Source organism: Bradyrhizobium sp. STM 3561 (assembly GCF_045571455.1).
GTDB classification, from domain to species: Bacteria; Pseudomonadota; Alphaproteobacteria; order Rhizobiales; family Xanthobacteraceae; genus Bradyrhizobium; species Bradyrhizobium vignae.
Window position 1 is genome coordinate 4878624 of record NZ_CP120695.1, and the last position, 12330, is coordinate 4890953.

Consider the following 12330-nt stretch of genomic DNA (forward strand, 5'->3'; position numbering starts at 1 on the left):
GTTTCGCGCGGAAACAGCGCCACCCGCTCAGAACGAACGGGCAGCACAGCGAGGCCGCATCATGGCTCTGATCGAGACCAACTCTCTTCCTGTTCCGGCGGCAGCCGGGCACGTCTCCGGGTTCGCCTCGGAGATCAAGGCCTTCTGGAAGCGTTTCGTCACCACCGCCTTCAACCCGTATCGGCCCGAGCTGCACTACATGCGCGGCCCCGGCCCGGCCTGGCGCGCCAAGCACGGCATGGATGCGCCGTTCCGCCTGAAGCCCCGCGACCGTTGATCCCCTCTTTCCTGTCGGACTTTTGAAGACCTCGGCGGCTTGCGCGCCGTCCTCATTACGCGCAACCATGGTCCGGTTCCGACGAAGGCGCCCCGCTCGCGCCGTCACCTCTCGCCATGGATGAACGCTGATGACGCGGCTGCGCTGTGCAATTCTCGACGACTATTTCAACCTCGCTCTCGATGTCGCCGACTGGCCGAAACTATCCGACCGCCTTGACGTCACCGTGTTCAGCCACCCCTTCGCCTCCGAGCAGGCGGCAGCCAGCGCACTGGCCGATTTCGAGATCGTCTGCGCGATGCGCGAGCGCACCGCGTTTCCCAAGAGCCTGTTTGAGAGCCTGCCGAAGCTGAAGCTGCTGCTGACCTCAGGCATGCGCAACGCTTCCATCGATATGGAGGCTGCGAAAACGCGCAATGTGGCCGTGGGCGGCACCCAATATTCCCGCGATCCGACCGCGCCGCTCGCCATGGGCCTGATCCTGGAGCTGACCCGCGGCATCGGCCGCGAGAATGCACGCATGCATGCCGGCGAGCCCTGGCAGAGCTTTGCCGGCGTCGAGATCGAGGGGATGACGCTCGGCATCGTCGGGCTCGGCAAGCTCGGCAGCAAGATGGCTGGGATCGCGAAGGCGTTCGGCATGAACGTGATCGCCTGGAGCCCGAATCTCACGCCCGAGAAGTGCAGGGAAGTCGGCGTCGGCTACGCTACCAAGGAGGAGCTGTTCGCCAAGGCCGACATCGTCACCATCCACGTGGTGCTGAGCGAGCGTTCGCGTGGCCTCGTCAGCCGCGCCGATCTCGCGCGGATGAAGCCGACGGCCTTCCTCGTCAACACCGCGCGTGGGCCGATCGTGGACGAGCAAGCGCTGCTCGAGGCGCTGCAGCAGCGCCAGATCGCGGGCGCCGGCTTGGACGTGTTCTCGATCGAACCGCTGCCGGCCGGCCATCCCTTTCGCAAGCTCGACAATCTCGTGCTGACGCCGCATCTCGGCTACGCCACCACCGATGGATTGCGCATCCATTACGGCCAGATGGTCGAGGCGATCGACGCCTGGACCAGGGGCAGCGAGCTGCCGCGGCGGCTTGCCTGAAACGCGATGAGGCCGGGGATCAACCGTCATCGCTCCCTCACATAGAAGCTCAAGCCGCCGTGCGATGGACCGCGGAATGCCTCGCAGCGTCGACGAAGCCGTCTCGCCAGGAGGGATGGGCCGGCAGCCAACCGAGCTCGCGCTTGGCCTTGGCATTGGAGGCCCCGCGCACCTCGGTCATCATCGCAACCATGTGTTCGCCCGCAAGCAGTCGCCCGAGCCACGCCGGAACGTGAAGCGGGGGTTTGGCGTCAAGGAACTCGGCGAGCGCCGGCAGCCAATCCCTGACCAGTGCCGGATGGTCGTCGACGATGTTGTAGATGTTGCCAGCGCGTCCGCGCTCGACCGCAGCCACGGTCGCTGACGCAGCGTCTTCGGTGTGAATGAACGACCAATGTCCGCCGCCATCGCCGATAACCGGCACTCGCCGCCGGCGAAGCTGATCTTGCATCGCCGGCGACAGCGTGCCGGTTTCCGGGCCATAGAAGAATCCGTAGCGCAACACGATGCCTTCGGGTGCAGACGATGCCGTAACGGTTCGCTCCAGATACCGGATCGCCTCGAGTGTACGCCGCAATTCTTCCGGAGGATTCGGCTCAAGTTCGTCCGCTTCCGTCTTGATCGCTCCGCCATCGCGGCTGAAGGTCCAGCCACAGAAGCTCTGTGCAATGAAGCGCTTGGCACCGGCCTCTCGCGCGGCCGCGAGCAGAATGTCGATTCCGCGGGTCCGCAACTCGTTGGTCCGCGCGAACGCGCGATCGAAATGCCGCAGATCCGTGGCGGCGGCTAGATCGGTCATCTGATGGATGACCACATCAGGCCTTGCCGCGATTACGGCCGCGCGCATGTCCGCCGCGTCGAGGCCGTCGGCAATGACGGGTTCGGCGCCGAAATTCTCGAGCATGCCCGTTTTCGCCGCGCTCCGCGTCGAAGCGACGACCGAGTGGCCGCTGGCAAGAAGGAGAGGGACGAGCTGACGGCCCACGGCGCCAGTGGCGCCCGCAACAAAGATTCGCATCCTGTGCTCCTCGCATTCGCTGCAATCAGCCGGGACGTAGTCGGGCCGGGCGTGGATTCAAGCGAGCGGAGGCGCGAACGAGCATGCGTCAAATGAGTGCGGCGCGTGGCCAAAGCACACGCGCCGCCGATTGGTCGGTTCTGCGAGCCGGTTCAGCGCACCGTCACCGGCGCGGGGAGCGGCGGCACCACCGTCGGCTGGGTGCCGGGCACCGGACCGGCCTGAGCGGCCATCGGAGCCGGACCGGCGGCACCGGGGGTCGGCGCAGCGGAGGCAGTCGCCGTTCCCGGCGACGGGCCGCCCGGCAGCACCACTACGCGGGTGCCGACCTTGACGCGGTCGAACAGGTCCGAGACGTCCTCGTTCAGCATGCCGATGCAGCCGGAGGACACGAATTTGCCGATCGTCGAAGGCTGGTTGGTGCCGTGGATGCGATAGACGGTCGAGCCGAGATACATCGCGCGGGCGCCAAGCGGATTGCCGGGGCCGCCGGCCATGAAGCGCGGCAGGTAGGGCTGACGCTCAATCATCTCGGTCGGCGGATGCCAATCCGGCCACTCGGCCTTGCGGGTGATCTTCTGCACGCCAGTCCAGGTGAAGCCGTCGCGCCCGACGCGGACGCCGTAGCGGACCGCGCGGCCGTTGCCGAGCACGTAATAGAGGTAGGTGTTGGGCGTATCGACCACGATGGTGCCGGCCGGCTCCTTGGTCTGGAACGCAACTTCCTGGCGGCGCAGATTCGGGGGCAGCTGCGCCGGCGCAGCATCCGGCTGCTCCTCGGGTGGCAGCGAGGCAACCGTCATCGGCCGGCCGTCGGCGCCAACAGGCGGCTGGCCGGACTGCACCGCTCCGGTCGCGGCCGGACCACCGACTGCCTCCGGCGGACGCAGGCCATCGTTGGCCGGCGCCTGGGCCGGACGGTCGGCGTAGATCACCGGCGGCGGACCGGCGGGCCGGCCATAGCGGGGATCATCGGGCGACATCACGGGGCCCTGGGGCGGCGCCGCCGAATAGACCGGCGGAGCGCCAGCCGGACGGCCATAACGCGGATCATCCGGCGACATCACCGGCCCCTGCGGCGGGGCGGCCGAATAGACCGGAGGCGCGCCGGCCGGGCGGCCGTAGCGCGGATCGTCAGCCGGACCGGGCGGCGGCAGCGAAGCCTGCGGCATCGCCTCGTCGTCTTCGTCCAGCGCGTCGAAATTCGGCATGCGGTCGCCGGGCCGATATTCGGCCGGGGCACCATAACCTGGCGCCTGCTGGACCGGATAGCTCTGAGCCTGAGCGAGCGAGGTCCCCGCCGCAGCGACTGTCGCGGCAGCGCATATCGTCAGAAAGTGTTTGATCATCATCGCTCTTGTATAGTCCCCAAGCCCGATCGGACCGTTAACGGCCAGATGACGGAAGATAGCGGCACATTCAAGACATATCAGGCTTATTTGCGCCGGATTGGCCGATTTGTGATCCGCAAGACTACCGTTGCCCCGTTGCATCACCGGGCTGAAATCGTATCGCGGCATCAATTGCCGCGATGTTCGGTCGCGATTTTAACAGAACGATGCCGAAGCGTTGCGATATGGTCGAATCAGCCTGATTCGCCACCTTTTGAGCTCGGATCCGCGTGGCGAACGCGGCAAGCAGTACCGTCACCGCGTTCAGATGGCTCTTTGGCCCCGGCCCAGTCGCCGCCGGGGCGGAAATTCGCAATCGCTCGATGCTTCCCGGCTTTCGCTTCCTGTTTGCCGCGATCCTGCTGTCAACCTCCATCCTGGTGTTCGGCCTAGGTGCCGCCGCGCTGCTGCGGGCGACCCATCAGCAGTATGTCAGCAACCCCTCCTGGCGGAACGGCCCGCAGGAGCAGGTGTTTGCGCAGAGCCCCGAACCGGCCCAGCCGGTGCTCGCGGTATTGCGGGCGGAGCCGGAGGTGCCCGCCGAGACCACGCTATCGCTGCGTGACCAGGTGCCGACGATTGGATTGCCGGCGAGCGAGCCCGAACAGGTGGCCGCGTTGGCCACCGAGACCGCCGTTCAGCCGCAGGCCACCGCGCCTCAGGCTGAAGTCCCGGCTGTCGAACCAGCCAAGCCCGAAGCGACGGTAGAGGCTGCACCGCCAACGGCCACCGACACGCTCACCCCGGCCGACACCACGGCGTCGATTGCAGCGGCCCAGCCCGCCGCAACGAACAGCGAGCCGGCGCCGCCCGAGCCCACTGCCGCCCTCGCCTCCCCGGCGGTTGATACCGCCTCCGCGAAGCTGGCCGTGCTGAACGATCCGGCGACGACGGCGGTGAAGGCTGCGCCGGCGAAGGCCAAAGCCGAGAGCAAGAAGCCGGACAGCAGCGCATCGGACAGCAAGGCGGCCAAGCGCAAGGCGAAGGCGAAGAAGCGGCACCGCGTGGTGCGCCGCCCACCGCCTCAGCAGGTGCAGCAGCAGCTCGATCCATTCGGTCAGCCGCAGGCGTTCACGGCGACGGCGCGCACGCGCTGATCCTCACCTCTCCCCGTAAGAACGGGGCGAGGGAGCGCACTGTCATCGTGGCGACTACGCCGGCCCGGTCGCGATCGGCGGGCCGTCGGCCTGACCCCATTCCGACCAGGAGCCGTCATAGAGCGCGGTGTCGGTGATCCCCAGGCGATAGAGGGCGAGCGTGAGCACGCCCGCGGACACACCGGAGCCGCAGCTCGTCACGATGGGCGCGTCGAGCTTGACGCCGGCATTCGTGAAGGCGGCGCGGAGATCGTCGAGCGGCTTCATCTCACCGGTCGCGGCATCGAACAGCAGATTGTAGGGCACGTTGCGGGCGCCGGGGATGTGGCCGGAGCGGATGCCCGGCCGCGGCTCCGGCGCGCGCCCCTCGAAACGGTCGGCGGCGCGCGCGTCGATCACCTGCTCCTTGCTGCTTTCGAGATTGGCGATGAGCTGCTGCATGCTGCGCACGCGTTTTGAATCATAACTCGCCTTGAACGTCGTAGGCTTGGGCTTCACCTCGCCGCTCTCGACCGGACGCCCTTCGGCGCGCCACTTCTTCAGGCCGCCATTGAGGATGCGCACATTGCCGTGGCCGAAGGCCAGGAACATCCACCACGCGCGGGGCGCTGCAACCCAGCCGCCGGCATCGTAGAGCACGACCGTGTCGCTGTTTCCGATGCCGAGATTGCCGACGTCGCGGCCGAACTGCTCGGCACTCGGATACATGTGCGGCAGCGGGTTGGAATGATCCGACACCGCATCGACGTCGAAGAACACCGCGCCCGGCAGATGCGCGGCGAGATAGTCGTCCTTCGGCAGCGGCAGCACGCCCGGCAGCTTGAAGCTGGCATCGAGAATCTTGATGTTGGCATCGCCCATGTGGGCGGCGAGCCATTCGGTGGAGACGAGGGGGTCGGTGGCGGTCATATGATGTCTTTCTTGTCGTTCCGAAGTTGAGGCAATGCGCATCGAACTCCGCTGTCATCGCCCGGCTTGATGTTCAGCCCGGGGACATGACCGACGGGTGTTCGGGGACATAGCCGACACATTCTCCGCTCGCCAAGTCGATGATAGCGACTTGGTGGGCGGCAAAGAAGATCCCGTATTGCGCATCGTTTGCCGAGGGGCGGATGGCGAGGCGCTCGCCACGGAAGGCCTGTGGCACTTTCCAAAGACGTCCCTTGAAGCTGACATAGGCTTTGGTCGTGGAGACGCGGCGCACGATCTCATGGCTGTCGTATTCGACCTGTGGCAATCGATCGGGCATTGCTCGCTGGCTGGGCCGATATCGACTGGCCGGGACCTGTTGTCCGAGCGCCTCGTGTGGCCGTTCGAAGTTGTAGACTTCCCGCCAGGCGTCGAAGGCACGCTGCGTCTCTGCGAGATCGCGGAACTGTCGCAGTGCGAACACCTCAGCCGCGAGGGTGCGGTGGAATCGTTCATTCTTGCCGCGGCTTTGCGGGTGATATGGGCGGCTGTGGATGACGGCGACGCCAAGCTTGAGCAGCCACACCGAGAACCGTGTCCATCGCTCGCCGGAAGGATCACCCCAGGGCGAACCATTGTCGACGAAGAAAGCCTCCGGGAGCCCGTAGTGGCGAAAGGTCTTCTCCAAGCGGCTGCGCACGGTATCTGTGCGTTGATCGGCACAGGCCTGCAGGCACAGATCATAGCGGGAGTGGTCATCCACCACCGTCAGAGGATGGCACTGGGTATCATTGCCGAGCCGAACCCAGCCTTTGAAGTCCATCTGCCACAACAGATTGGGGGCCGGCATCTCGAAACGCTGGCTTGCCGTCGGGCCGCCGATCGGAGGCTTGATGCGGCCAGACCGACGCAAGATCTGATGAACTGTTGAGACTGCTGGCGAACGCAAGCCATTGCGCTCCAGGCAGTGAGCTATCTTGCGAGCTCCCCATGCCGGATGGGCATCGCGTACCGCGAGAATACGTGCCTCAAGCTCGCAATCGGTCTGTCCCGGGCTCGCATGCGGTCGGCGCGAGCGGTCGTCGACATTCTGATCCGCTTGCCATCGTGCAAGCCATTTGTAGCCCGTGTCGGGATGGATATTGAACCGCCGGCAGAGCTCCCGCCGGTTCGCTCCCTCCTGCATCGCAAGCCGCACGAACTCCCGCCGCTGATCCATCACCGACACCTCTCGCCAGGGCATGGACTTGGCCTCCTTTACTGCCAAATCCCTGCACTATGATGTGTCGGCTATGTCCCCGAACACCCGTCGGTCATGTCCCCGGGCTGAACACTTGACCGGGCGATCCAGTATTCCAGAGGCGGTTGTGATTGAGTCGAGAGGCCGCGGCGTACTCGATTCCCCGCTTTCGCGGGGAATGACAGCGGAGAATGGCGCAACAGCGCAGCACCTTCTCACCCCTTCTTCTTCGGCTCCCATTGCTCGGTCGGGCCACCTGCGTCACGCCAGGCGGCGTAGCCGCCGGCGATGTGGGCGACGGGCTTCAACCCCATATCCTGCGCGGTCTTGGCCGCGAGCGCGGAGCGCAGGCCGCCAGCGCAGTGGAAGACGAACTTCTTGTCCTCCTGGAAGATCGGCTTGGCGTAGGGGCTCTGCGGGTCAATCCAGAATTCGAGCATACCGCGGGTGCAGGCGAAGGCGCCGGGGATGCGGCCGTCGCGTTCGATCTCGCGGGGGTCGCGGATGTCGACGATGACGACATCGCCGTTCTTGGAGATCTCGATGGCGTCCTTGGCGGTCAGCGTCTCGATCTCGGCATTGGCCTCGTCGATCAGCGCCTTGATGCCGCGGGTAATGGTCTGGGGCATGGGGTCTTCCCTTCTTCTTCCGTCGTTCCGGGGCGATCGCGAAGCGAGCGAACCCGGAACCTCGAGATTCCGGAATTCGCGCTGCGCGCGCCCCGGAATGACGGCAGCGCTAATGCGTCAATTCCTTCATCGCACTTTCCAGGCCTTCGATCGTGATCGGGTACATGCGGCCCGCGAAGATGCGTTTGATGATGGTGGTGGATTCCGAATAGTCCCAGTGCTTCTGCTGCACCGGGTTCAGCCACACCGCGTGCGGATAGGTGCGGATGATGCGGTCGAGCCAGACCGAGCCCGGCTCCTCGTTGACGTGCTCGACCGAGCCGCCCGGCACCATGATCTCGTAAGGCGACATCGAGGCGTCGCCGACGAACACGACCTTGTAGTCGTGCGGGTATTTGTGCAGCACATCCCAGGTCGGCGTGCGGTCGGTGAAGCGGCGCTTGTTCTGCTTCCACACGCCTTCATAGAGGCAGTTGTGGAAGTAGAAATACTCCATGTGCTTGAACTCGCTCTTGGCCGCCGAAAACAGCTCCTCGACCTGCTCGATATGTGCGTCCATGGAGCCGCCGATGTCGAAGAACACCAAGAGCTTCACCGCATTGCGGCGCTCGGGGCGCATGTGCACGTCGAGATAGCCGTGATTGGCGGTCTCGCGAATGGTGGTGTCGAGATCGAGCTCGTCGGGCGCGCCGGTGCGCGCGAATTTGCGCAGGCGCCGCAGCGCCACCTTGATGTTGCGGATGCCGAGCTCGACATTGCCGTCGAGATCCTTGAACTCGCGCCTGTCCCACACCTTCACGGCGCGATTGTTGCGGTTCTTCTCCTGGCCGATGCGGACGCCCTCGGGGTTGTAGCCGTAGGCCCCAAAGGGTGAAGTGCCGGCGGTGCCGATCCACTTCGAGCCGCCCTGGTGGCGGCCCTTCTGCTCCTCGAGGCGCTTTTTCAGCGTCTCCATGAGCTTGTCCCAGCCCATGGCCTCGATCTGCTTCTTCTCTTCCTCGGTGAGGTATTTCTCGGCGAGCTTCTTCAGCCATTCCTCGGGGATCTCGGCCTTCTCCATGGCGTCGAGCAGGCTTTCCAGCCCCTTGAAAACGGTGCCGAAGATGCGGTCGAACTTGTCGAGATTTCGCTCGTCCTTCACGAGCGAAGCGCGCGACAGATAGTAGAAATTCTCGACCGTGTAGTCCGCGAGGTCAGCGTCGAGCGCCTCCATCAGCGTGAGGTATTCGCGCAGCGTTACGGGGACCTGCGCATCGCGCAGAGAGGTGAAGAATTGCAGGAACATGGGTGACAGATTGCCCGTCGGGTGGCTGGCGTCAAGGGGCGGCGCTTCACCTCTCCCATAGGGGCCCATAGGGAGAGACGAAGCAGGATCACGACCGCGGTGATTCAGCGTGGACCCAAGGGCTTTTTGCTCTAGAATTGCCGGCCTCAAGGGGTTGTTTTGGGGACGTTTGCAATGGGAATTGTCGCGGCGCTGATCATCGGCGCGATCGCAGGCTGGCTCGCGGGCAAGATTGTCCACGGGGCGGGATTTGGGCTGATCGGCAACATCGTCGTCGGCATCATCGGCGCGCTGGTCGCGAGCTGGGTGCTGCCGCAGCTGCATATCGCGCTCGCCACCGGCACGGTTGGCGCCATCGTGGACGCCACGATCGGCGCGGTGATTGTGCTGGTGATCCTTTCGCTGATAAGACGGGTCTGAAAGCCTGACCGAACCAGGAACGGCCGCGCTACGCGGCCGTTCCCATGTCGCGACCGGGGCGATGAAAGTGGCGATGCCTCGGACGACGACCAACAAGGACGCGCGATGAAATTTACCGGCACCAAGGACTATGTTGCGACCGACGATCTCAAGGTCGCCGTCAATGCCTCGATCGTGCTCGAGCGCCCGCTCCTGGTGAAGGGCGAGCCCGGCACCGGCAAGACGGTGCTGGCGGAGGAAGTGGCGAAGGCGCTGAACGCCCCGCTGCTGACCTGGCACATCAAGTCCACCACCAAGGCGCAGCAGGGCCTGTACGAGTACGACGCGGTGTCGCGTCTGCGCGACAGCCAGCTCGGCGATGCCCGCGTCTCCGACATCAGGAACTACATCAAGCGCGGCAAGCTGTGGGAAGCCTTCACCAGCGAGCAGCGCCCGGTGCTCTTGATCGACGAGATCGACAAGGCCGACATCGAATTCCCGAACGACCTCCTGCTCGAGCTCGACCGCATGGAATTCCATGTCTACGAGACCGGCGAGACGATCAAGGCCAAGCAGCGCCCGATCATGATGATCACCTCCAACAACGAGAAGGAGCTGCCGGACGCCTTCCTGCGCCGCTGCTTCTTCCACTACATCAAGTTCCCCGATGCCGACACGATGCATCGCATCGTCGATGTCCACTTCCCCGGCATCAAGAAGCGCCTCGTTGAAGAGGCGCTGCGCATCTTCTTCGAGGTGCGCGAGGTGCCCGGCCTGAAGAAGAAGCCGTCGACCTCGGAGCTGCTCGACTGGCTCAAGCTGCTGCTCAACGAGGACATGAGCGCCGAGCAGCTGCGGGAGCGGGATCCGCGCAAACTGATCCCACCGCTGCATGGCGCGCTGCTCAAGAACGAGCAGGACGTGCATTTGTTCGAGCGGCTGGCGTTTTTGAGCCGACGGGAAGTCTGAGCTCGTTGCAGCTCCCGTCATCCTGAGGTGCGAGGCATGGGACGCAAAACGTCCCATGGGGAGCCTCGAAGGATGAACGGCCGAGATGCAGCCGGGCCGTCGCCCTTCGCGGGCCGCTGAAGAAGCGGCCACCTCAGAGTGATGGTGAGAGATTTGTGCACGCTGCCTCACATCGTCATTGCGAGCGCAGCGAAGCAATCCAGAATCCCTCCACCGCAGCAGTCTGGATTGCTCACATGGGGATTTGGTGTGTCAAGGCGGTTTGTTCAGCTCTTTGTTCGATTGCAGGCCAGCTCTTCGTCCCGACCGTGGAGCACGTAGGATGGCGCGCGCAGATCGAGTCAAGGTCGGCCCGTAGGGCCGTCGCGAAGCGACTTGGCCTTGACTCGAGCGAGCACGCCATCAGGCTTTGGCAGTCGGGGCAGTGGGCGGATAACTCCTTTTCGTCAGGCGATCCAAGGGTCGAGCCGGTTTTTGCAATCTGGTTTGCTTGCCAGATCAAACTCACATTCGGTCGCCGCGCGGCGGCGGCTGCACCAACATTCAGGCTCGAGAGGACGAGACCATTCTTCGTTACGGCGTTTGAAGCCATGCAATCCATCGGTTCGTCCACCCGGATCGGCCGAGGCTGATCAATCTCGGCGGATTGGCTTTGAGGCTGAGGAGCGTGGTGTCAGGCGGCGGCCTTTATCTCGGCTCCCTCGATCACCACGCCCGCGGTCACGTACTTCCAGAGGGCCACGAGCAGCTTGCGCGCGAGCGCCACGATCGCGCGCTTGCGGCCGCGTTGGCTGTGCACCTTGAACCACTGGGTCAAAGCCGATTGAGGCTGGTGGCGTACCCAGAGCCAGGCGAGCTGGATCATCGTGGTTCTCAGGCGCGGATTGCCAGCCTTCGACACGCCTTGCTCGCGCTCGATGCCGCCACTGCGCCATGGCGTGGCTGCAAGGCCGGCATAGGATGCAATCTGGCGGCGGTTGGCGAACTGCCGGTAAAAGGCCTCCGACCAGAGAACGGCCGTGAAGTTCGGGCCCAGGCTCTTCAGTTCGAGCAGCATTGCCACCGGGTTCGATACGGTCTTCTCCCCCGCCGCCTTGCTCGCGGCCAGCAACGCATCCTGCTCGCGCTCCACCGCCGTGATCTGGTCGAGCAGCAGTTCGAGCCGGTCGAGTTCGCGGCTGATCTGCGCCTTCAGATGCGCCAGCAAGGCGCGCCCGTCGCCCGTCCGCAAGGCCTCCAGCCGCTTCCGCCGGTCTCGCCGCAGCGGCGCGTAGTCGAAGATCCCTTGCGCGAACAGAAGACCCTTGATCCGGTTCACATGCTCGATCCGCTCCGCGATCAAGGTCTCTCGCTCGCGGCACAGCCTACGGCGGTCCTCCTCTGCCGGAGAGGGCGCAACGACCATGGCGCAGACCCGTACCTCGCCGCGCTTGTAGGCCAGCAGCGTCCGCAACAGCGTCTCGCCATCCAGCCGGTCCGTCTTGGCCCGCCGGCGCCGGCGCGGCGTCGCAATCGAGGCCGGATCGACTATGTGGCTCTCGATGCCTTCCTGCTGCAGGGCGCGGTGAAGCCAGAACCCGTCCAGCCCCGCCTCCTGGATCGTGATGAGCGGATAGCTCTCACCCGTTCGCGCCTGCGCCTTGCGCTTCAGCTCCGCAAACAGCTTCAACAGTTCCGAAAGGTCGCCGGCCTTCATGCTGCGTTTGGACATCTTCTCGCCCTTGCAGGGCGACAGCGAAGTGACCAGCCATGTCGAACGGCTCAGTTCCAATGACACAAAAATTGCGCCAAACTGCGTGCGGATAGCGGCCAGTCCGTCGGAAGGATGATCGAGCAACATCGTCGTCTCCAGGTTGAATGGATTCAGCAACCCTCAGTCTGGCCTCAGACCTGGTCGCTATCCACTCCCCATGGAATCTTCGTCGCAAGAGCTCCTCGCAATGACGGAGCAAGACGCATGGCGTCGCTCTCTGACTCACGTTTTGACCAGCAGACACAGCTTCGCAGCCTCGCGGCTCATCTC

The 12330-nt window shown here is 64.8% G+C and carries 12 protein-coding genes; 5 read left to right on the plus strand and 7 right to left on the minus strand.

Annotated elements, in window-relative coordinates:
* The first annotated feature begins 61 nt into the window (after positions 1-61).
* Together P6U28_RS23200 and P6U28_RS23205 are read left to right on the plus strand one after the other, a co-directional pair.
* Positions 62-277: a hypothetical protein gene (locus P6U28_RS23200; protein WP_122401908.1), complete on the plus strand. Its 216-nt coding sequence runs from the start codon at positions 62-64 to the stop codon at positions 275-277.
* Between the two features lie 130 nt (positions 278-407).
* Entirely contained in the window at positions 408-1370 is a 963-nt protein-coding gene (locus P6U28_RS23205; protein ID WP_122401907.1) for a D-2-hydroxyacid dehydrogenase family protein, read from the plus strand.
* 49 nt (positions 1371-1419) lie between these two features.
* Here the strand turns inward: P6U28_RS23205 and P6U28_RS23210 are convergent, their stop codons facing one another.
* Together P6U28_RS23210 and P6U28_RS23215 are read right to left on the minus strand one after the other, a co-directional pair.
* On the minus strand, positions 1420-2388 hold the full coding sequence (locus tag P6U28_RS23210) for an NAD(P)-dependent oxidoreductase (RefSeq protein WP_122401906.1): 969 nt from the start codon (positions 2386-2388) through the stop codon (positions 1420-1422).
* A 152-nt stretch (positions 2389-2540) separates the two neighbouring features.
* Positions 2541-3737: a L,D-transpeptidase gene (locus P6U28_RS23215; protein ID WP_209294180.1), complete on the minus strand. Its 1197-nt coding sequence runs from the start codon at positions 3735-3737 to the stop codon at positions 2541-2543.
* A gap of 365 nt (positions 3738-4102) precedes the next feature.
* Between P6U28_RS23215 and P6U28_RS23220 the strand changes: the two genes are divergently transcribed.
* Complete coding sequence (locus P6U28_RS23220) at positions 4103-4876, plus strand: hypothetical protein (RefSeq protein ID WP_407123100.1); 774 nt, start codon at positions 4103-4105, stop codon at positions 4874-4876.
* Positions 4877-4930: 54 nt separating this feature from the next.
* Here P6U28_RS23220 and sseA read toward each other — a convergent pair whose 3' ends face one another.
* From sseA to P6U28_RS23240, 4 genes are all read right to left on the minus strand, one after another.
* Positions 4931-5785 carry a 3-mercaptopyruvate sulfurtransferase gene (sseA, locus tag P6U28_RS23225; protein ID WP_407119973.1) on the minus strand — a complete coding sequence of 285 codons (855 nt, stop codon included), beginning with the start codon at positions 5783-5785 and terminating at the stop codon, positions 4931-4933.
* 73 nt (positions 5786-5858) lie between these two features.
* The gene (locus P6U28_RS23230; RefSeq protein WP_407119974.1) at positions 5859-7028 is read right to left on the minus strand and encodes an IS481 family transposase; all 1170 of its coding nucleotides are present in this window, start codon (positions 7026-7028) and stop codon (positions 5859-5861) included.
* A gap of 212 nt (positions 7029-7240) precedes the next feature.
* Positions 7241-7654, minus strand: a complete 414-nt coding sequence (locus P6U28_RS23235) for a rhodanese-like domain-containing protein (protein WP_018641027.1) — start codon at positions 7652-7654, stop codon at positions 7241-7243.
* 109 nt (positions 7655-7763) lie between these two features.
* Complete coding sequence (locus tag P6U28_RS23240; protein WP_407119975.1) at positions 7764-8939, minus strand: vWA domain-containing protein; 1176 nt, start codon at positions 8937-8939, stop codon at positions 7764-7766.
* A 174-nt stretch (positions 8940-9113) separates the two neighbouring features.
* Between P6U28_RS23240 and P6U28_RS23245 the strand changes: the two genes are divergently transcribed.
* Together P6U28_RS23245 and P6U28_RS23250 are read left to right on the plus strand one after the other, a co-directional pair.
* Positions 9114-9359 (plus strand): GlsB/YeaQ/YmgE family stress response membrane protein, encoded by a 246-nt coding sequence (locus P6U28_RS23245; protein ID WP_129146197.1) that lies wholly within the window; start codon positions 9114-9116, stop codon positions 9357-9359.
* Between the two features lie 105 nt (positions 9360-9464).
* On the plus strand, positions 9465-10307 hold the full coding sequence (locus P6U28_RS23250; RefSeq protein ID WP_407119976.1) for an AAA family ATPase: 843 nt from the start codon (positions 9465-9467) through the stop codon (positions 10305-10307).
* A gap of 673 nt (positions 10308-10980) precedes the next feature.
* On the opposite strand, the gene P6U28_RS23255 is transcribed toward P6U28_RS23250, so the two are convergent.
* Entirely contained in the window at positions 10981-12147 is a 1167-nt protein-coding gene (locus P6U28_RS23255) for an IS110 family transposase (RefSeq protein ID WP_407119977.1), read from the minus strand.
* Between the last annotated feature and the right edge of the window lie 183 nt (positions 12148-12330).